Source organism: Kribbella rubisoli, from assembly GCF_004217145.1.
In the GTDB taxonomy this organism is placed as follows: Bacteria; Actinomycetota; Actinomycetes; order Propionibacteriales; family Kribbellaceae; genus Kribbella; species Kribbella rubisoli.
In genome coordinates this window covers 1,064,617-1,083,421 of record NZ_SHKR01000011.1, presented here as the reverse complement: position 1 = coordinate 1,083,421, position 18,805 = coordinate 1,064,617, and the positions used below count along the sequence as shown (strand labels likewise).

The 18,805-nt window shown below is 67.7% G+C and carries 18 protein-coding genes; 13 read left to right on the top strand and 5 right to left on the bottom strand.

Annotated features, from left to right (window positions below; translation table 11 throughout):
* Window positions 1-8: 8 nt before the first annotated feature.
* The 4 genes from EV645_RS08050 (at window position 9) to EV645_RS08035 (ending at window position 3,860) form a co-directional block, all read left to right on the top strand.
* A complete protein-coding gene (locus EV645_RS08050) occupies window positions 9-206 on the top strand; it encodes a hypothetical protein (RefSeq protein ID WP_130441268.1) in 198 nt (65 codons plus the stop codon).
* Between the two features lie 9 nt (window positions 207-215).
* Window positions 216-1,766 carry a glutamine-hydrolyzing GMP synthase gene (gene guaA / locus EV645_RS08045; protein WP_130441266.1) on the top strand — a complete coding sequence of 517 codons (1,551 nt, stop codon included), beginning with the start codon at window positions 216-218 and terminating at the stop codon, window positions 1,764-1,766.
* A gap of 87 nt (window positions 1,767-1,853) precedes the next feature.
* Window positions 1,854-2,840: an ArsR/SmtB family transcription factor gene (locus EV645_RS08040; protein ID WP_130441264.1), complete on the top strand. Its 987-nt coding sequence runs from the start codon at window positions 1,854-1,856 to the stop codon at window positions 2,838-2,840.
* Window positions 2,841-2,897: 57 nt separating this feature from the next.
* Window positions 2,898-3,860, top strand: coding sequence for an endonuclease/exonuclease/phosphatase family protein (locus EV645_RS08035; RefSeq protein ID WP_130441262.1), 963 nt, complete (start codon window positions 2,898-2,900; stop codon window positions 3,858-3,860).
* Between the two features lie 9 nt (window positions 3,861-3,869).
* Here EV645_RS08035 and EV645_RS08030 read toward each other — a convergent pair whose 3' ends face one another.
* Window positions 3,870-4,694, bottom strand: coding sequence for a TetR/AcrR family transcriptional regulator (locus EV645_RS08030; protein ID WP_130441260.1), 825 nt, complete (start codon window positions 4,692-4,694; stop codon window positions 3,870-3,872).
* A gap of 70 nt (window positions 4,695-4,764) precedes the next feature.
* On the opposite strand from EV645_RS08030, the gene EV645_RS08025 reads away from it, so the two are divergent.
* Window positions 4,765-5,598: an NmrA family NAD(P)-binding protein gene (locus tag EV645_RS08025; protein WP_130441258.1), complete on the top strand. Its 834-nt coding sequence runs from the start codon at window positions 4,765-4,767 to the stop codon at window positions 5,596-5,598.
* A 34-nt stretch (window positions 5,599-5,632) separates the two neighbouring features.
* On the opposite strand, the gene EV645_RS08020 is transcribed toward EV645_RS08025, so the two are convergent.
* On the bottom strand, window positions 5,633-5,986 hold the full coding sequence (locus EV645_RS08020) for a YciI family protein (RefSeq protein ID WP_130441256.1): 354 nt from the start codon (window positions 5,984-5,986) through the stop codon (window positions 5,633-5,635).
* A gap of 457 nt (window positions 5,987-6,443) precedes the next feature.
* Here EV645_RS08020 and EV645_RS08015 point away from each other — a divergent pair, with 457 nt between their 5' ends.
* The 5 genes from EV645_RS08015 (at window position 6,444) to EV645_RS07995 (ending at window position 11,699) form a co-directional block, all read left to right on the top strand.
* The gene (locus EV645_RS08015; RefSeq protein ID WP_198681514.1) at window positions 6,444-6,965 is read left to right on the top strand and encodes a nucleotidyltransferase domain-containing protein; all 522 of its coding nucleotides are present in this window, start codon (window positions 6,444-6,446) and stop codon (window positions 6,963-6,965) included.
* A gap of 207 nt (window positions 6,966-7,172) precedes the next feature.
* Entirely contained in the window at window positions 7,173-7,883 is a 711-nt protein-coding gene (locus tag EV645_RS08010) for a hypothetical protein (protein WP_130441254.1), read from the top strand.
* A gap of 317 nt (window positions 7,884-8,200) precedes the next feature.
* Window positions 8,201-9,370 (top strand): IS110 family RNA-guided transposase, encoded by a 1,170-nt coding sequence (locus EV645_RS08005; RefSeq protein ID WP_198681513.1) that lies wholly within the window; start codon window positions 8,201-8,203, stop codon window positions 9,368-9,370.
* Between the two features lie 183 nt (window positions 9,371-9,553).
* On the top strand, window positions 9,554-10,675 hold the full coding sequence (locus EV645_RS08000) for an Rv2578c family radical SAM protein (protein WP_130441252.1): 1,122 nt from the start codon (window positions 9,554-9,556) through the stop codon (window positions 10,673-10,675).
* Window positions 10,676-10,922: 247 nt separating this feature from the next.
* Window positions 10,923-11,699, top strand: a complete 777-nt coding sequence (locus tag EV645_RS07995) for a GNAT family N-acetyltransferase (RefSeq protein WP_130441250.1) — start codon at window positions 10,923-10,925, stop codon at window positions 11,697-11,699.
* Window positions 11,700-12,114: 415 nt separating this feature from the next.
* On the opposite strand, the gene map is transcribed toward EV645_RS07995, so the two are convergent.
* Window positions 12,115-12,882 (bottom strand): type I methionyl aminopeptidase, encoded by a 768-nt coding sequence (map, locus tag EV645_RS07990; RefSeq protein ID WP_130441248.1) that lies wholly within the window; start codon window positions 12,880-12,882, stop codon window positions 12,115-12,117.
* A gap of 64 nt (window positions 12,883-12,946) precedes the next feature.
* On the opposite strand from map, the gene EV645_RS07985 reads away from it, so the two are divergent.
* The 3 genes from EV645_RS07985 to EV645_RS07975 all read left to right on the top strand — a co-directional run bounded on the left by EV645_RS07985 (window position 12,947) and on the right by EV645_RS07975 (window position 15,063).
* Entirely contained in the window at window positions 12,947-13,231 is a 285-nt protein-coding gene (locus tag EV645_RS07985; protein WP_130441246.1) for a helix-turn-helix domain-containing protein, read from the top strand.
* Between the two features lie 70 nt (window positions 13,232-13,301).
* Window positions 13,302-14,459, top strand: coding sequence for a CapA family protein (locus EV645_RS07980; protein ID WP_242000268.1), 1,158 nt, complete (start codon window positions 13,302-13,304; stop codon window positions 14,457-14,459).
* A gap of 61 nt (window positions 14,460-14,520) precedes the next feature.
* Complete coding sequence (locus EV645_RS07975) at window positions 14,521-15,063, top strand: rRNA adenine N-6-methyltransferase family protein (RefSeq protein WP_130441244.1); 543 nt, start codon at window positions 14,521-14,523, stop codon at window positions 15,061-15,063.
* Window positions 15,064-15,197: 134 nt separating this feature from the next.
* On the opposite strand, the gene EV645_RS07970 is transcribed toward EV645_RS07975, so the two are convergent.
* Both EV645_RS07970 and EV645_RS07965 read right to left on the bottom strand, forming a co-directional pair.
* Window positions 15,198-16,934: an ABC transporter ATP-binding protein gene (locus tag EV645_RS07970; RefSeq protein ID WP_130441242.1), complete on the bottom strand. Its 1,737-nt coding sequence runs from the start codon at window positions 16,932-16,934 to the stop codon at window positions 15,198-15,200.
* On the bottom strand, window positions 16,931-18,652 hold the full coding sequence (locus EV645_RS07965) for an ABC transporter ATP-binding protein (RefSeq protein WP_130441240.1): 1,722 nt from the start codon (window positions 18,650-18,652) through the stop codon (window positions 16,931-16,933). The genes EV645_RS07970 and EV645_RS07965 overlap by 4 nt, the downstream gene beginning before the upstream one ends.
* Between the last annotated feature and the right edge of the window lie 153 nt (window positions 18,653-18,805).

Genomic DNA, 18,805 nt, shown 5'->3' with positions numbered 1-18,805 from the left:
TCGCGCTCGTGAGTTCAACCTCCCGGTGCCGAGTGCGCCTGTGGTTCGGTCCGCATCAGATCTCTGACTACATCGGCGACCAGGCCGGCGCGACGCGCTACGAAGCAGCCATGCGACGCCGCTTCCCGGGGCTCGAGATCACCAGCGACCCGTTGCCGGTGACTGCGCGGCCGGCGGATTACAGCCCTGCTGACCTGCACCGATAGGCTTTGCGGGTGGCAGAGCATGAGTTGGTACTGGTTGTCGACTTCGGAGCGCAGTACGCGCAGCTGATCGCGCGCCGCGTGCGCGAGGCGAAGGTGTACTCCGAGATCGTGCCGCACTCGATGCCGGTCGAGGAGATGCTGGCGCGCGAGCCGAAGGCGATCATCCTGTCCGGCGGTCCGCAGTCGGTGTACGCCGACGGCGCGCCGCGGGTCGAGACCGGGCTGTTCGAGGCCGGCGTACCGGCGTTCGGGATCTGCTACGGGTTCCAGGCGATGGCGCAGACGCTCGGCGGCGACGTCCGGCGGACGGGACTGCGAGAGTTCGGCCGTACGCCGGTCACCGTCAGCGAGCCGGGCACGCTGCTCGCGGATATCCCCCAGGACCTGAACGTGTGGATGTCGCACGGCGACGCAGTACACGCGCCGCCCGCCGGGTTCGCCGTACTCGCGGCGTCCGAGGGTGCGCCGGTCGCGGCGTTCGAGGACCTGGACCGGCGGCTGGCCGGCGTGCAGTGGCACCCGGAGGTCCTGCACTCGCAGGCCGGGCAGGCTGTGCTGGAGCACTTCCTCTACAAGATCGCAGGCTGTGCCGGCGACTGGACCACCACGAACGTCGTCGACGAGCAGGTCGAGCTGATCCGCAAGCAGGTCGGCGACAAGCAGGTGCTGTGCGCGCTGTCCGGCGGCGTCGACTCCGCGGTCGCGGCAGCCCTGGTCCACAAGGCGATCGGCGACCAGCTGACCTGCGTGTACGTCGACCACGGGCTGCAGCGGGCCGGCGAGTCCGAGCAGATCGAGAAGGACTTCGTCGCCGCGATCGGGATCCGGCTCGAGGCGATCGACGCCGAGGAGCAGTTCCTGACCGCGCTCGCCGGGGTGACGGACCCGGAGCAGAAGCGGAAGATCGTCGGCCGGGAGTTCATCCGGACCTTCGAGGCGACCGCGCGCAAGGTGGACGCCGAGCGGCACATCGAGTTCCTGGTCCAGGGCACGCTGTACCCGGACGTGGTCGAGTCCGGCGGCGGCACCGGCGCGGCGAACATCAAGTCGCACCACAACGTCGGCGGTCTGCCCGACGACCTGCAGTTCAGCCTGATCGAGCCGCTGCGGACGCTGTTCAAGGACGAGGTCCGCGAGCTCGGCCTGGCACTCGGCCTGCCGGAGACGATGGTCTACCGGCACCCGTTCCCGGGTCCCGGCCTGAGCATCCGGATCATCGGCGAGGTCACCCGCGAGCGGCTCGACATCCTCCGCGCGGCCGATCTGATCGCTCGCACCGAGCTGACCGCGGCCGGCCTCGACCGCGAGATCTGGCAGTTCCCGGTGGTCCTGCTGGCCGACGTACGCTCGGTCGGCGTCCAGGGCGACGGCCGCACCTACGGGCATCCCGTCGTACTGCGTCCCGTCACCAGCGAGGACGCGATGACCGCCGACTGGGCCCGCCTGCCGTACGACGTGATCGAACGCATCTCGACGCGCATCACCAACGAGGTCGACGAGATCAACCGGGTCACTGTCGACGTCACGAGCAAGCCCCCGGGCACGATCGAGTGGGAGTAATTCGTCACAGCGGGTGAACCGGGCGACTGTTATCGTCGAACAGTCGCCTACTGACCACGGTGGGTGACTTCCTCGGGGGAGGGGGTCGTGGTGTTCCGCATTCACTTCGAATGCTCGGACCTGGCCAGGACGACGATCGCGCAGCGGCCGGATCCGTTGTGGGAGGTCCTGCTCGGGCTTCATATCCTGCAAGGGGATGAAGAGCCGGAGGTCTACGGGGCTTGGCGGGAGCGGGCTCGGTCCCGCTTGAGTGCGCTCGAGCAGGAGTTGCTCGCGTTGACGCCGCCGGTCGGGTACTCGCCGGATTTCCTCACGCCGCGTGCGGCGGGGGACGGACTTGACGCGGGGTTGACCGCGGTCGCGGCAACACCGGCCGTTCAGTTGAGGTCGGAGCTGCGGCGGTTGTCGGACAGCGTGCGGTTGCCGGGCTGGACCCGGCGGCTCGCGACCGGTGACACGAAGGTGATGACGCGGCTCGTGCATGGGCTGCGTTCGTTCCACCGGACCAAGATCGCGCCGCAGATGCCGATGATCGCGACCACGATCCAGCCGGCCGTTGCGCGACACAACGACACCGTGGCCAGCAACGGCTTCGAGTCGTTGATCCCGGAGCTGCATCAGTCGCTGCGCTGGTCGGCGCCGGTGCTCTCGGTGGACACGCCGCACATCGACCGCGACCTCTACCTGAACGGCCGCGGCCTGCGGTTGGTGCCGTCGTTCTTCTGCTGGAAGTACCCGGTGATGCTGCTCGATCCTTCGTTGCCGCCGGTGCTGGTGTATCCGGTGCGGCCCGACCCCGGTCAGCCCGAGGTCGTCGTCCGGCGCCCCGATCGCGATCGTGCCGTCGCCGATCTCCTCGGGAAGACCAGAGCGCTTGTTCTGAAGGGGATCTCGGTCGGCGCGTGCTCGACCAGTGAGCTGGCGGCGCGCGTCGGCATCTCGCTGGCGTCGGCCAGCGAGCACGCCCGGATCCTTCACGACACGGGCCTCGTCACCACGCATCGAATCGGCAGCTCCGTCCGGCACAGCCTCAATCCGGTCGGCGCCGATGTTTTGTCGGGTATCCGCACCTGAATGTTCGTCCGGAGTTCGTGACGGCGGCGTACGTTTCCGTTAGGGGAGGTGGGGGACATGGCTCTCACGGTGGGCACGTTCAACCTGAACAACTTGTTCGACCGGTGGAACTTCGAGGGTGCGGTCGACGTGCTGGCGAGCGGGACCAGTTCGGTGCCGGCGACGTACACGTTCGACGACGAGCACCGGCGGCGGCTGCAGCTCGACGGGAACGGCAAGCTGCTGACGGCGAAGAAGCCCGAGGACACCAACCGGGTGGCGGAGCGTCTGCTCGGCGCGGACGTCGATGTGTGGATCGTGCAGGAGATCGAGAATGTCGACGTACTGCGGGAGTTCAACCGCGACCACCTGAACGGCACGTATCAGCACGTGATGGTGATCGACGGCAACGACTCGACGCGGTTCATCGACATCGGGCTGCTGTCGCGCCGTCCTCTCGGCGGGGTGACGAGCTATCAGCGGACGTTCCATCCCGACGTACCGGATCGGCCGATCTTCTCGCGTGATCTGGTCGAGGCGGAGATCCTGGACGCGCGCGGGCGGAAGATCCTGACGGTGTTCGGTACGCACCTGAAGTCGAAGTTCGTCGACTTCAAGGTGGCGGACCAGGCTGCGGCCGAGGCGGCGGCGCAACTCCTGCGGACGCAGCAGGCCGAGACGATCGTGCGGATCATGGGGTCGCGGATGAGCACGCGTCAGCGGTATCTGCTGTGCGGCGACATGAACGACACTCCGGACTCGTCCGCGTTGGTCGCCTACGAGAAGGCTGGGCTCGTCAGCGCGCTCATGGCGCCGACCGAGGTGGGCACTGTGCAGACGACGGTCGAGTTGCCGGCGAATCCCGCGTGGACGTCGACCTTCAAGGAGTCGGGGCAACCGCGGTCGTTCGATCTGATCGATCAGATCTGGTTGTCGGCGGCGCTGGCGCCGCGGTTGACGGGGTCGTTCATCGGTCGTCGTCGCAAGCTGGCGCGGGACGGGACGGATCACGATCCGGCCTGGATCTCCCTTGATTTATAAGGGTTTTCGTTAGGGTTTCATGGCCTCGATGCCGTCGAGGAGGCGCTCCAGGCCGTAACGGTACGAGTCGGCGGCAGTTGAGTCGTATCCCTTCGCGTGCCAGATCGCCGTCATCGCGGGATGCCTGTCGACGTCGAAGTACGTCTCCCACAGGTCGTTCCGCTCGAACCACCAGGCATCGTTGGTCTGCCCCGTGGTGCGCTCGACCAGTCGGCTCTCCGCCTCGAGGTGAGCCGCGGAGTCGACGTACGTCGTGATGGCGAGGGCAGCCGTGTTCGTCTCGGTCGCGCTGAGGCCGAGACCGAGCACTGCGGACAACAGGTACTCGCGGCCGGCCAGCATGCCCGGCCCGACCGGGGGACGGATCGTCGAGACCTGCGACAGCCACAGGTGTTGCTGGAACATCGCGCGGGTCTGCTGTGAGTAGATCTCCACCTGCTCGCGCCAGTCTTCGGGGCGTGACGCATCTGGGCCGGGGAGCTCGCGTTCGACGAGGACCTGGTCGACCATCAGGTCAAGCAGCTCGTCCTTCGACGGCACGTACGTGTACAGCGTCATCGTGCCGACGCCGAGCTCCTTGGCGAGCCCACCCATCGACGCCGCCGCGAGTCCTTGCTCGTCCGCCAGCCGGATGCCTGCCCGCACGACGTCGTCCACGTTGAGCGACGGCCGCCTCCCCGCGCCACGCCGCTGCCCTGCGCCGGGCTCCTGGCCCGCGCCGCGCTGTCTGGCCGGGTCGTTCGCGGGCGGTTCGGCCGCGGGGCGGCGGTGGTTGCGCCACAGCAAGGCCAGCGTCTTGTCTGGCTGACCCTGACCGCTTCGCCGCTCGCTCACGCCGACAACGATAGGCGCTCGGTTGAATTCTCGTATACCCTACGAGAATTGTCGGTGAGAGAGGAACGGCATGACGATCTTGGTGACAGGGGCGACCGGCAGTGTGGGTCGGTTGCTCGTGGACGAGTTGGTGTCGGCGGGCGCGGCGGTCCGGGCCTTGACCAACAACCCGGCGCGCGCGGCGCTGCCGGACGGGGTGGAGATCGCCCACGGATATCTCGGGACGCCTTCGACGCTGCCGGCCGCGCTGGCCGGCATCGACACGGTCTACCTCGCGCCGCTTCCGGCGTACGTCGACGACTTCGTCCGCTGCGCTCAGGAGGCCGGTGTGCGGCGAGTCGTCGTACTGTCCGGAGAGCCGGCTGAGTATGAGGCGCAAGGGGATCCGTCGGCGTGGCACTACTACCGGATCGAGCGTGCGATCGAGTCGGGTGGGTTCGACTGGACCTTCCTGCGACCGGGGCAATTCATGAACAACACGCTCGGTTGGGCGCCGTCGATCAAGGCCGAGAGCGTCGTGCGAGCGCCGTACGCCGGGGCCGTTCAGACGCCGATCGACCTCGGCGATATTGCCGCGGTGGCGCGGGTCGTGTTGCTGTCCGAACGCTTCAACGGTCAGAAGATCATGATGAGCGGACCGGAAGCGCTCACACCGCCGGAGGAGGTCGAGCGGATCGCCGAGGCGATCGGGCGCGAGGTCCGGTTCGTCGAGCAGACGCCGCAGGAGTACCTCGACGAGCTCGCGCCGGCGATCGGATTGGAGACGGCGCAATGGTTGCTGGACGGCTTCCGGATGATGGCGGAGTGGCCGATGAAGCCCGAGCCCGCTGTGCCCGAACTCACCGGCCGGCCCGCGGTGACCTACCGCGAGTGGGCAGCGGCGAACGCGGACGCTTTCCGCTGAACTGCGATCACCCGGACCCGCCGAGCCCGGGTGATCAACGCTCCGGGTCGTCCCCGAACTTGCGGACATCCTGCGCGCAGCGGCAGGCGACCGCGATCTTGGCGGCCCACTCCAAGGCGGCCGCACGGGTGGGTACGTCGACGATCGTGAGACCGCCGACGAGCTCCTTGCCCTCCGGGTCCGGGCCGTCGGTGACGCTGCCGTCAGTGGCCACGACGCCCCACTCCACGTCGCCGTCCTCGTAGCTCAGCCCGCCGCCGAAGACATACACACCGGCGTCCTTGCTCTCCCGGATCACCGCGTGGGCAGCCTTGCCGACGTCGGGGAAGTCCTCGGCGGGGATGTGGTCCATCGCACCCTTCTCGAACGAGATCAGGTACAGGCTCATGTCTCAGCACTCCTTGTCCGGGCGGCCACCCGCCTCTCACTCCTGCAACGAACACCGGCGGCAGGATCCGACGATCGGCCCGGACATAATGTGATGTCTCAGGACATCGGTGACAGCTCTGTGTCAGGACATGGGTGACACTCGATCTCTCAAGACATCGGTGACACTCATGGCCAACCACGGCATCTGCTCAGCCCGACCGGCCGCGCTCGCTCAGCGGCAGTTGAGGACGTTTCGATCAGGCATCCTGAACCCGTGACGCGACTCTTCGAGCGTTGGCGAGAACGACGACGGCTCGCAAGGCGCCCGTCGGCTGTACGACGTGCCTCACCGACGAAGGTCCGTGCATCGACCTGCCAGACGGCCTCACTGATGACGCCAGTTCAGTGATCTGATCGCAGCATGTCCGAATGGGCGGGACGGCAGTAATGAGTTGCCTCGCCTGAGACTCTGGGGCGTGAGCGAATACGCTATGCCGCCGGAAACGGTGCGCACGTTGATGACTGCCTTGCAAGGGTACGGAGTCGCAGCATGCGTCGGCGGAGGTTGGGCTGTCGATGCCTTGGTCGGGAAACAGACTCGGGAACATCTGGATCTCGACGTCTGGGTAGACGCGGATGACTTCGAAGGTCTCGTCGCAGCCTTCGCCGACCAAGGAGTCGATCGGATCTACCCGTGGCCCGGCGACCGTCCCTGGAACTTCGTCCTGCATGACGGCCACAGTCGTCGCGTAGATCTTCACCTGTACGAGACTCTGAGCGACGGCCGACTTCACTATGGCAGTCTCAAAGCGCCGTTCATGTTCACCCGCGATGATCTTTCCGGTCAGGGTGAGATTGCAGGTATCTCAGTCCGATGCGAACGTCCCGAGTTCGCCCTGCAGAACCACACCGGATACGAGTTGCGCGAGGTCGACCGACACGACGTCGCTGTGCTGTGCGAACGCTTCGGACTCCAGCCGCCCGAGAACTTCCACTAGAGACCCTGGCCGCTGCGCGCTCATCGGCACGACCGCGCGGAATGCGGCAGATGAGTGCGTTTCCCGAGTCAGCGTTTAGTAGCGCCACAGCAGCGGCAGGGTAGGCCCGGGCGTAGATCTGGGTGATCCCTATGTTGATTGCGGCTACACAAGCGCATGCTGTGGCCGTGAACAAGGTTCCGCTGACGGCGCCCGAAGGAGTAAGAGATGAGATCGCCGCACAAAAGGGGGCCGATCCCGACCCTTGCGTTCGGGGAGCGGGTCGTGGGCGCGGCGGCGATCGCGTTGGTAGCGTCGTTGGTCATTCAGAATGCTGTGTTCGTCTGGGCCCGAGCGCCCGGCTACGGCGACCCGATCGAGAAGGTGCTCGCCTGGCACGCGGTTCACCGGGGCGTGGTCGCGATCGCGGTCGGCTCAGAGGCGCTGAACCTGCCGCTGCTGCTCGTGTTCGTGACCGGTCTCCACGGGCTGGTCGGGCGTCGCGGGGGTGCGGGCGCCGACTGGTCGCGCCTCGCGGTGGCCGCGGGCGCGACTCTCGCGGCGGTCTTCGCGCTCTACGCCGTTCTGTGGGACGGAGTCGTATTGTCCGCCGGCGGTCTCGCCGAGCCGAGCCCGCTGTTCGAGCTGGTCTGGCAGCTGCATGCAGGAGCATTCGCTCTGGCGCTGTCGGCGCTCGGCACCACCTTCATCGGCGCGGCGCTGGCGGCGCATGCGAGTCGGCTGGCGGCGCCGTGGCAGCGTGTGCTCGGCGTGGCCGGGGGAGGCCTGCTGATCGCCGCCGGGGTGGCCAACCTCGCGATCGCTGACGGCTCGCCGATCCTGTTCGTGGGGCTGCTCGGCTACGCCGCCTGGCTCGTGTGGCTGCTGGTGACCGGGGTACGGCTGGTTCGGATGCCCGGGAAGGTCGGCGCTGCCTAGGAACCGTTCCCGCCGCGCGGCAGCCCCGACACAAAGATTGCGTCCATCTGGGCGAGCCGAAGTGACACGACCGCTCATCGCCTGCTTGTTGTATTGCTCCTAGGACCGATCCTGGCGAGGCTCGGTCCAGGCGCCCGGCTTGTCGCTCTCATTTCGGCTGCCCACGCGGGTCGTGTGGCTCTCATTTGGCCTGCGCGGGCCGGGCGTCGCTAGGGCCAGGAGAGGCTCAAGAGGGGTTTGTGTGGCTCGAAGCAGCGTTGCCCTCCCGGCTCGATAACCAGTAGTGCATCGAGCATCGGAGGACTTCCATGAGATCTATGTCGGATCGCGTGGTCATCGGCATGGACCCGCACAAGCGTTCAGCAACGATCGAGATCATGTCCGCCGAGGAGACCATCCAGGGCGCGGGCCGGTTCGGCACCGACCGTGACGGCTACGCCGCGATGCTCGGCTACGGCCGGCAGTGGCCGGACCGGGTCTGGGCGATCGAGGGCTGTGCCGGCATCGGCAAGCACATCGCGAACCGGCTGCTCGCCGACGGCGAACAGGTCGTCGACGTCCCGCCCAAGCTGTCGGCACGGGCACGCGTCTTCGCCACCGGGCAGGGCCGCAAGACCGACGCCACCGACGCGCACTCGGTCGCGCTGGTCGGCACCCGGATGACCGGGCTGCGTCCGGTGGTCAACGACGAGCAACTCGCGGTCCTGCGGATCCTGGTCGACCGGCGCCGCTCGCTGGGTGAGGACCACACCCGGATGATCTCCCAGCTCCACCAGCTGCTGTTGGAACTCATCCCGGGCGGGGCGAAGAAGGACCTGTCCGCACGCCAAGCCAAGGCCCTGCTGACCAAGGTCCGACCACGCGACGCCGCAGGCAAGGCCCGCCGACGGGTCGCCGCGGAACTGATCAGCGACCTCGAGCGGATCTACGCGCGCAAGAAGGCCGCGAACAAAGAGCTCACCGAACTCGTCGCAGCCACCGGCACCGGGCTGCCGGACCTGCCCGGCATCGGCCCCTCCGGCGCGGCCCGGCTCCTAGTGGAGGTCGGCGACATCACCCGCTTCCCGACCAAGGCCCACTTCGCGTCCTGGAACGGCACCGCACCCATCGACGCCTCCTCCGGCGACCAGGTCCGCCACCGGCTCTCCCGCGCTGGCAACCGGCAGATCAACCGCGTGCTACGCATCATGGCCCGCGTCCAGATCCGCAACCCCAGCCAGGGCCGCGACTACTACGAACGCAAGAAGGCCGACGGCAAGGCACCCATGGAGGCAATGCGCTGCGTGAAGCGACGCCTGTCCGACATCGTCTACCACCAGATGCTCAACGACGCCCTGAGACAGACACGGACGGGCCCGGGAGGACACCGGGGAACGTCTACTGACTCCAGCGTGACCAGCTCACATCCCCATGCCGGCTCTTCGGACAAGTCACTTCCCGGACCCGCCGAACAACAGCCTACGACCCCACTGCCGGCCGCCTCTTGACACAGAGGGGAGCCAGATCCGGAAGGACATGTCTTGCACGCCGGGCCGAAGAAGTGTCACCACCAAGCGCCCCGGAAGCGTTACCGATGTCCTGATACAGATTCGTCACCGATGTCTTGAGACATGACATCGGCCCGGACATAATATTGGACATCCATGGGAACATGTGTTCGACTGTTGGGCATGCGATGGGCGGGTCAGCAGTTGGACGTCGAGACGCCGGGCACGTTGCCGGGGCTCGGATCGATCGCGGGCCTGGTTCGGTCGGTGACGACGCCGGAGTTCCAGGGCATCACGTTCCATGAGGTGGTCGCGCGCTCGGCGCTGAACTCGGTGCCCGGCACGGGTCTGCCGTTCAACTGGACGGTCAATCCGTATCGCGGTTGCACGCACGCCTGCCGGTATTGCTTCGCCCGACCGACCCACAAGTATCTGGAGCTCGACACCGGACAGGACTTCGATCGGCAGATCGTGGTGAAGACCAATGTCGCCGACGTACTTCGGCGTGAACTCGCCCGCCCGTCCTGGAGTCACGAGCAAGTTGCCCTGGGCACCAATACCGATCCGTACCAGCGCGCCGAGGGCCGCTACCGCCTGATGCCCGGCATCATCGATGCCCTCGCCGCGTCTGGTACACCCCTGTCGGTCTTGACCAAGGGCACCTTGCTCCGCAGGGATCTGGACCTACTGTCCGCGGCTGCCTCCGAGGTGCGAGTCGGCATCGGCATTTCCTTGGCTCTGGGCGACGAAGAACTCCGCCGCCGGCTAGAGCCCGGTGTCCCATCAGTCCGCGGCCGCCTGGACCTGATCCGTGCCATCCGCGACGCCGGCCTCCCGTGCGGCGTGATGGTCGCGCCCGTCCTCCCGTGGCTGACCGACTCCGTCGACCACCTGGACCACCTCTTCGGCCAACTGTCCGAAGCCGGCGCCACCGGTGTAACCACTCTCATCCTCCACCTACGCCCCGGCGTCAAAGACTGGTTCATGACCTGGCTGGCCCGCGACCACCCCGACCTCGTCTCCCGCTACGAATCCCTCTACGCCCACGGCTCCTACGCCGGCCCCAGCTACCGCAAAGCCTTCGAAGACAAAGCCCGCCCCCTCCTCGACAAACACGGCTTCGGCCGAGGCTCCTCCCACCGCTCCAAACCAATCAACGGCATGCACCCCACTGGCGTGGTCGAGGTCCCTGGCTCCATCTCCGACTCCGGCTGGGGCGAGCCCGACCCCACCACCAGCCGCTTCCGCGCCCCACCCCGCCGGCAACCGCAGCCCGAACCCCCGACCCAACAACCCCTGTTCTGAGGCCGCCGCTCGTTGCTGAGGCGTTGGAGGAGCGATCGTCAGGTTCGCACTCAGCGTCCATAGAAGACTTTCCTCCCGGGGCTGGGTGCTTCGTAGCCGAACGGCTAGTGCGCCACGAACTCATTGGTCGCAGTGGGGCTCGCGCTACGGTCTGCCTGTGCGGGAGATCAGGGTTGCTGGGGGCGAGGCACTTGCGCTGGCCACTGCGTTGTTGCAGCGGGTCCGCCTGGCTGAGGGCGGGGTCGGTGTGTGGGAGGCCGCGGATGTGCAGTGGTGGTCCCGGAAGGCGCGCCGGTCGGACGCGATCGACCAATTGTTCTGGGTCGACGGTGATGTGCCGGTGGCCGGGGTTCTGTTGACGAGTTGGGCCGACGATGTCTGGCAGTGTGACCCGATCATCGTCCCGGGCGTGACGACCCCTTCTGTGGATCAGGTTTGGGCGGGCGCGTTGGTGCAGGTCGGGCGTCACGCTGCGGGCTCATTCGGGGTTCCTGTGCGTGATGACGATCGCCGCCTGCGCGAACTGGTTGACGGAGCTGGGCTCGTTGCCGGTGAGCGATCAAGCATTGCCTGGATGGATGCCACCGAACGACCGCGGGTCGACCTGCTTCCCGAGGGTTTCGTTCTCGTCGATCGCACTCAACGACCGGGGACTCCGCACCCGATGCGCCACCGCAACGGCGACCAGGTTGGCGAGCGCCTTCGGCGATGTTCTTCGTACGACCCAGCGCTCGACCTCGCCATCGAGACGCTCGATGGCCGAGCCGTCGCGTACTCGCTCTACTGGTTCGACCCGGTGACGCAGGTTGGTCTCGTAGAGCCGGTGAGAGTGGAAGACGAGTACCACCGGCGAGGCCTGGCTCGAGCCATGCTCACCACAGGCATCGAACGCCTAGCAGCCAGAGGCGCTCGCCGCCTCAAAATCGGCTTCGAATCCCCGCCTGCCGCCACGCTCTACCAATCCGTCGGATTCCACCCTGCTGCGCGTGTGACCTTCTACCGAGGACGCCTGGATAGCCGCTGACAGATGGCAAGCAGGCGGCGAGGACCTCGCAGGCGGATCGACGCGACAGCACCCAGCCCCACCTAGCCCTGCGGCCCGACGCTCGCAACAGGAAGGGTTATCCGCGCGTGTTGGGCCTTCTCTGCTGGTGTACGAGGGGAGAGGGCACAACAGCAGGGGAGAACCCCGGGGCGGGGAATACAACCCGAACATTGGCTGGCGAGACACTAGCTGCTCCACCGATGCAGCCGATGCAGCCGATGCAGCCGATGCAGCCGATGCAGCCGATGCAGCCGATGCAGCCGATGCAGCCGATGCCGCCGATGCCGCCGATGCCGACGCCGATGACGGCGTAGCACGGCGACGAAGGAGCCGCGCGTAGTCCGGAGCGTGGGTTGACCGCGCCGACGGGCGGGGCGTGGGTTGGTCGTCGTATCTAGGGGAGGGTGAGGATTTGGGGGCCTTCGGGGGTGATGGCGACGGTGTGTTCGGCGTGGGCGCCTCGGGTGTGGTCGGCGGAGCGGAGGGTCCAGCCGTCTTCGTCGATGATGTAGGTGGAGCCGGGGCCGGACCAGAACCAGGGCTCGATGGCGAAGACGTGGCCGGCGCGGAGTTTGAGGCCTCGGCCGGGGCGGCCGCCGTTGGCGATGTGGGGGTCTTCGTGCATGCGGCGGCCTACACCGTGGCCGCCGAAGTCGAGGTTGGTGCCGACGTTGTCGCGCTTGCCGATGCGTCCGATCGCGGCGCTGATGTCGCCGATGCGGTTGCCTTCGACCGCGGCCGCGACGCCCGCGGCGAGTGCCTCTTCGGTGGTCGCGATCAGCTCGAGGTCCTCGGGTCGCGGCGTACCGATGCAGAAGCTGGTCGCCGCGTCCGCGCACCAGCCGTTGATCGAGGCGCCGCAGTCGACGTTGAGGAGATCCCCGTCCTCCAGGCGAAGGTCACTCGGCAGCCCGTGCAGTACGGCGTCGTTCACCGACGTGCAGATCACCCCGCTGAACGGCGACGTCGCGAACCCCGGCTGGTACCCCTCGAACAACGACACCGCTCCGGCGGAGCGCAGTATGTCGCGGGCGACCTCATCGAGCTCGCGGAGCGAGACCCCGGCCGCGGCCTGCTTCTTCACCGCGGCCAACGCAGTACCGACGACCCGGCCGGCCTCGCGCATCTGCTCGATCTCCGCCGCCGTCTTCAACTCGACCATCGTTTGCTTCCTCGTTCACGACTCGACTTCACCGGATAACTATACCGGTACTATTATCACACTCATGGTCCGACCACCTCTGTCCACCTGGGACCGCGAACGCGGTCGTCAGCTCGGCCGTCTGCTCCGCGAGGCGCGCGGCGAGCGCAGCATGGTCGAGGTGGCTGCGGCGTGCGGTGTCTCGGTCGATACGCTCCGCAAGATCGAGACCGGTCGCATCCCGACACCGGCCCTGTTCACGGTGGCCGCTGTCGCCGCCACCCTCGAGATCTCCCTCGACGACCTGGTCGACGCGTGCCAGGACAGCCGGCCGGAAGGTAGAGCCGGCAGCTCCGATCTGATCGCGTAGGACACGATCAGATCTCCGTCCCAACCAAAGCCCTCGGTGCCGCGTCTTCATCGGCGACGAGGGGGTGGGGATGGCAGTACGACGACGTGCGGTGCTCGGGGGCATGCTGGCCGGCGCCGCGGCGATGGCTACGACCGGATGTATCGCGGACACCTACGCGGATACGACCGGCAATCACGGTACGAAGACCGCGCAGGCCACAAATCCGAAGCAGGGCGACCAGCCCGATCGGATCACCGTGGTCGCGACTGGCGACGTACTGCTGCACGAACGTCTGTGGACCACGGCGAAACGTGACGGCAAGGGTGGGGACTGGGACTTCGCGCCGCTGATGGGCAGCGTGAAACCCCTTGTGCAGAAGGCCGATCTATCGATCGCGCACTTGGAGACCCCGCTCGCACCTGCCGGTGGTCCGTACCACGGCTACCCGCTCTTCCAGGGTCCGCCGCAGATCGCGACCGCGCTCAAGCAGACCGGGTACGACCTGTGCACGACCGCCAGCAACCACAGCTTCGACGGCGGCGCGAACGGCGTCGACCGGACCCTGAACACCTTGGAGAAGGTGGGGCTGAAGCATGCGGGTACGGCGCGGTCGCGGGCCGAGGCGGAGCAGACGACGATCGTCGATGTCGGCGGGGTGAAGATCGCTTCGCTCAGTTTCACGTTCGGGTTCAACGGGTTGCCGTACCCGAACGGTCAGACCTGGCGCGCCGGCACGATCGACGTGAAGACGATCGCGCGAAAGGCGCAGGAGGCGAAGGATCGCGGCGCCGATCTCGTCCTGGTCAGCTGCCATTGGGGTATGGAGTACTCGAGCAAGCTGAACGACCAGCAGCGGGAGGTCGCACCGCAACTGCTTGCTGATAGCAACATTGATCTGGTGATCGGGCATCATGCGCATGTCGTGCAGCCGATGGAGCAGATCAACGGCAAGTGGGTCGCTTACGGTCTGGGCAACCTGGTGGCCGCGCATCGCGAACCCGAGAGCACGAAGGCGGAAGGGCTGCTTGTCCGGTTCACGTTCAAGCGTGACGGGGATCGGTGGTCGACCGAGCAGGCTGAGTTCGCGCCGCTGCTGATGACCGATGTCCTGCCGGTGCGGGTTCTCGACGTACGGCGTGAGCTCGCGAAGGGTACGTCCGTGGCGAAGAAGAGCCGGCTCGAGCTGGCACAGCGGCGTACGACGGAGACGGTTCTGTCGCTCGGTGCGGCGCCGAAAATGCTTTGAGCTGTTGGGGTTCGACGGTCTAGGGTCCATTGCATGATTACGTACTTCGTGATGGTCCGTCGTGCCCGGCTCCGGGCAGGCGAGGGGTGCCTGGGGATGGCATCCGCTCGATAGTCGTTGGGCCCAACGGGTTGTGGACGCGGCCGGGGTCAAACCCGGTGAGCTCGTCCTCGACGTCGGGGCCGGACTCGGTGCGCTGACTGCGCCGCTGGTCCGGGCCGGCGCCCGGGTGGTCGCCGTCGAACTCCATCCCGGTCGTGCCGATCGGTTGCGGACACGGTTCGCGGATGCGCCGGTGACGGTGGTCCGCGCCGATGCTGGTGACCTCCGGTTGCCGTCACGGCCGTTCCGGGTGGTGTCCAGTCCGCCGTACAACATCTCTACTTTGTTGTTGAAGCGGTTGCTCGCGCCGGGCTCACGCTTGGTGTCGGCGGACCTCGTGCTCCAACGGCAGGTGGCGAACCGGTGGGCGCGTGGCGAGGCACCCGGCGCGAACCGGTGGTTCCGCCACTACGACCCGTCGATCGGGCTACGCCTTCCCCGCAAGGCTTTCACCCCACCCCCACACGTCGACTCAGCAGTCCTCCAACTACGAAAACGCTAAGAGAACCCGCCCCCTCGCTCCGCTCGGGGGCGGGGGAGGAGGACGGCCGACCGCTCGAGCGGAGGTGGCAGGCGGCTGGTTGCTGGCGGATGACACGCAGCCTGCCGGGGAGAGGGCTTTCACCCCTCCCCGGGTTAGCCGTGCCAGGAGGTCCAGAGGGCGGCGTAGGAGCCTTGGCGGGCTACTAGGTCTTCGTGGCTGCCTAGTTCTGTTATTTGGCCGTCTTCTACTACTGCTACGCGGTCGGCGTCGTGGGCGGTGTAGAGGCGGTGGGCGATTGCTATGACCGTGCGCCCCTCGAGGACCGCAGCCAGGGAGCGTTCCATATGGCGGGCGGCTCGGGGGTCGATCAGCGACGTTGCCTCGTCCAGGACCAGGGTGTGTGGGTCGGCCAGGACCAGCCGGGCCAGTGCCAGCTGCTGTGCCTGGGCAGGTGTTAGCGCGAGCTGGCCGGAGCCGACTCGGGTGTCGAGGCCGTCCGGTAGCGCCTGCGCCCATTCACGGGCGTCGACCGCTTCTAGGGCCTCCAACAGTTCGGCGTCGGTGGCAGACGGGCGTGCCATCGACAGGTTGTCTCGGAGCGTGCCGACGAAGACGTGGTGTTCCTGGGTGACCAGTGCGACCTGCTTGCGGAGCTCGTCCAGTGGCAGCTCCGTCATGCCGACACCGCCGACGGTCACCGAACCGGTCCGTGGCGGGTGGATGCCCGCGACCAACCGCCCCAACGTCGACTTGCCAGCGCCCGACGGTCCCACCATGGCGATCCGCTCACCAGGCTGGATGGTCAGGTCCACCCCGTGCAGCACGTCGCGACCATCGACGTACGAGAACCGCACATCACGCGCCTCGACCAACTCCGACGAAGGCTTCTGCCCCGACGGCGTCCGGTCGTCCGGTACGTCGCTGATGCCCAGCAGCCGCGCGAACGCGGCACCGCCGGATTGAAGCTCGTCCAGCCAAGAGAGCAACCGGTCGACCGGATCGATCAGCTGGTTCACATACAGCACGGCAGCCGTCACGGCGCCGAGCGAAACATGACCGTTGAGATGCAGCCAGCCGCCGAACAGCAGCGTGCCCACGACCGGCACGAGATAGCCCAGCTCCGCGACCGGGAAGTACACGGTCCGCAGGAACAAGGTGTACCGCTCGGCAAGATACGACCCGCGGATGTCCACATCCCCGCGCCGCACGCGATCGTCGTACCGCTGCAACGCCTCGACCGTCCGCGCACCCTCGACCGTCTCCGCCAGCGAGCTCGTCATCTGCGCGTACGCCGCGTTCTCGCGAAGATAGCCGTCCTTCGCGCGACGCAGGTACCACTTCGTGCTCAGCCACAGCAACGGAACCATCGCGACCAGCGGGACCAGCACCCACACCCCGACCAGCACCGTCGCGACAGCCGTGAAGATCACGGTGACGAACGCGATGATCGTCTCCGGTACGGCGAACCGCACCGTCCGCGACAACGTGTCGACGTCCCGCGACGTCCGCGACAGCAGGTCACCTGTGCCGGCCCGCTCGACCGTGCCGATCGGCAGCGCCAGCGCGTTGTCGACGAACTCCTCACGCAGCTCGGCCAGTACCTGCTCGCCCAGAGCGAACGAGCGGTATCGCGCCCAGCGGGTCAGCAGCGACTGCGCGACGATGAAGACCGCGATCACCACGATGACCTCGTTGACCTTCGCGGCGGTCGTGCCGTTCTGCACGTCCTCCACCAGGTCGCCGATCAGCCGTGGCGCCGCCAGCCCGGACACCGCCGCCAACACGTGCAGCACCAGCGCGATCAGCAGGTTGCGCGGGTGCCGCAGCGCCAGTCGGCGCGCGTGCTGCCGAATCTCGGCCGGCCCGGCAACGGGCAGGATCTGCCTCATCGGAGGGCCTCCTCTTCTTCGGTCTGGCGGGTGACGGTACGGCGGTACTGCGGCTCGTTCTCGAGCAGGTCACGGTGCTTGCCGGTGGCAACAACCCGGCCGGCGGCGACGAAGATCACCTCGTCGACGCGGTCGAGCAGCAGCGGGCTCGCGGTCAGTACGACGGTGCTCCGGCCGGCTCGGTGGTCGCGCAGCCGTTCCGCGATCCGCGCCTCGGTGTGTGCGTCGACGGCCGAGGTCGGCTCGACCATGACCAGCACGGCCGGGTCCGCGAGCAGCGCCCGCACAAGCACCAACCGCTGACGCTGACCACCGGAGAACGAGCGGCCCTTCTCCTCGACCTCGGAGTCGAGCCCGTCCGGCAGCGCGACCAGCACGTCCTCGGCAGATGCAGTCCGCAGCGCGGCCATCAGCTCGTCATCAGTACGCCGGCCGTCCGGGTCCAGCTCGGTCCGCAGTACGCCGGTGAACATCTGGGAGCCGGTGTCGCTCACGAGGATCCGCTCCCGCACAGTCGCCCGGGTAGCGCTGGCCAGCGTCACGCCGCCGTACCTGACCTCGCTGGCGTCGTCATACCGCCCGAGGCGGTCCGCGAGCTCGGCGTAGCTGTCCGGCTCGGCGGAGACGACTGCGGTGAGCAGTCCGTCGCGGGCGCGCACGCCGGAGACCGGATCGACCAGGTCACCGTGGTCCGGCAGCTGCAGTGGCGCCGCAGGGTCGGTGACGTCCGGCTCCAGCTTCAGCACGCGGATCACTCGGCCCGCCGCGACCAGCCCACGCATCAGCTGGTTGGCGAAGTCCGTCGCCGTCCGGAGCGGCAGCACCAGGAACGTCGCATACCCGTAGAAGGCGACCAGCGACCCGGCGCTCAGGTCGCCGCGCAGTGCGAAGTGCGCACCCAGGCCGACCACGAGCACCACGAAGATCCCTGGCAGCAGCACCTGGGCCGCGTCCAGCATCGACTGGATGCCGGCGACGCGCACACCCGCCTTCCGCACCTCCTGCGACTCACTGCGGTATCGCCGGGAGAACGACTCCTCGCCGCCGATACCGCGCAGCACCCGCAGCCCGGCCACGATGTCCGAACCCAACGAGTTCAGCTCGCCGACCGCCTCGCGCTGCGCGGACTGCCGCCGGTGCAGCGGCCGCAGCATCGGTCCGAGGCAGAAGAGCATGATCGGTACGCCGATGAGCACCACCAGGCCGAGCACCGTCGACGACGAGAGCAGAATCGCCGCGACCACGACGAACGCGACGATCGCGCCGGCGAATCGGGCCGAGACCTCCATCAGGTTCCCGACGTAGGCGAGGTCGCCGGCACCGACGCTGACCACCTCGCCGGTCGCCAGGTGCTTCGGCAGCGTCGCTCCGAGGTGGGCGGACTTCCGCGTCACGACCTGGACGGTCCGGTACGCCGCCATCAGCCAGTTGGTCACCGCGAACCGGTGCCGCATGATGCCGGCCAGCGCCTGCACCACACCGACCGCGAACAGCAGCGCCGTCCAGTGCAGCAGCCGCTCGCCGTCCTTCGCCGCGATGCCCTCGTCGATCGCCAGGCCGAGGATCGCCGGGATGAATGCTTGCGCTCCCATCCACAGAATGCCGAAGGCCATCCCGCCGGCGAGCGTGCGGGCCTGACCGCCGGCGACCCACCACAGGTAGCGGGCCGGCGAGCGGTGATTCGGGACGCCAGGGTCGGCGAGCGGAAGTTGTCTCATGGCCCCCTCAGGCTAGGTCCCGGCACCGACAGTCGCATGCGAATTACTCGCGTCTGTGGACCCCCGCGAATGTCCCTGACGGTGACAGTCGGTAGACCTTCACCTTGCGTTGGGCAACGGGTTCCCGCTGGGCAATGTCCGGCCCCTGTCCTG

Excerpts from the sequence above, each read along its gene's own strand:
- EV645_RS08010 (WP_130441254.1), top strand. The coding sequence starts at position 7,173 with ATGAGATCGCCGCACAAAAGGGGGCCGATCCCGACCCTTGCGTTCGGG.
- EV645_RS07970 (WP_130441242.1), bottom strand. The coding sequence starts at position 16,934 with ATGAGGCAGATCCTGCCCGTTGCCGGGCCGGCCGAGATTCGGCAGCAC.
- map (WP_130441248.1), bottom strand. The coding sequence starts at position 12,882 with ATGGTCGAGTTGAAGACGGCGGCGGAGATCGAGCAGATGCGCGAGGCC.
- EV645_RS08005 (WP_198681513.1), top strand. The coding sequence starts at position 8,201 with ATGTCGGATCGCGTGGTCATCGGCATGGACCCGCACAAGCGTTCAGCA.
- EV645_RS07985 (WP_130441246.1), top strand. The coding sequence starts at position 12,947 with ATGGTCCGACCACCTCTGTCCACCTGGGACCGCGAACGCGGTCGTCAG.
- EV645_RS08025 (WP_130441258.1), top strand. The coding sequence starts at position 4,765 with ATGACGATCTTGGTGACAGGGGCGACCGGCAGTGTGGGTCGGTTGCTC.
- EV645_RS07965 (WP_130441240.1), bottom strand. The coding sequence starts at position 18,652 with ATGAGACAACTTCCGCTCGCCGACCCTGGCGTCCCGAATCACCGCTCG.
- EV645_RS07980 (WP_242000268.1), top strand. The coding sequence starts at position 13,302 with ATGGCAGTACGACGACGTGCGGTGCTCGGGGGCATGCTGGCCGGCGCC.
- EV645_RS08020 (WP_130441256.1), bottom strand. The coding sequence starts at position 5,986 with ATGAGCCTGTACCTGATCTCGTTCGAGAAGGGTGCGATGGACCACATC.
- EV645_RS08000 (WP_130441252.1), top strand. The coding sequence starts at position 9,554 with ATGCGATGGGCGGGTCAGCAGTTGGACGTCGAGACGCCGGGCACGTTG.
- EV645_RS08035 (WP_130441262.1), top strand. The coding sequence starts at position 2,898 with ATGGCTCTCACGGTGGGCACGTTCAACCTGAACAACTTGTTCGACCGG.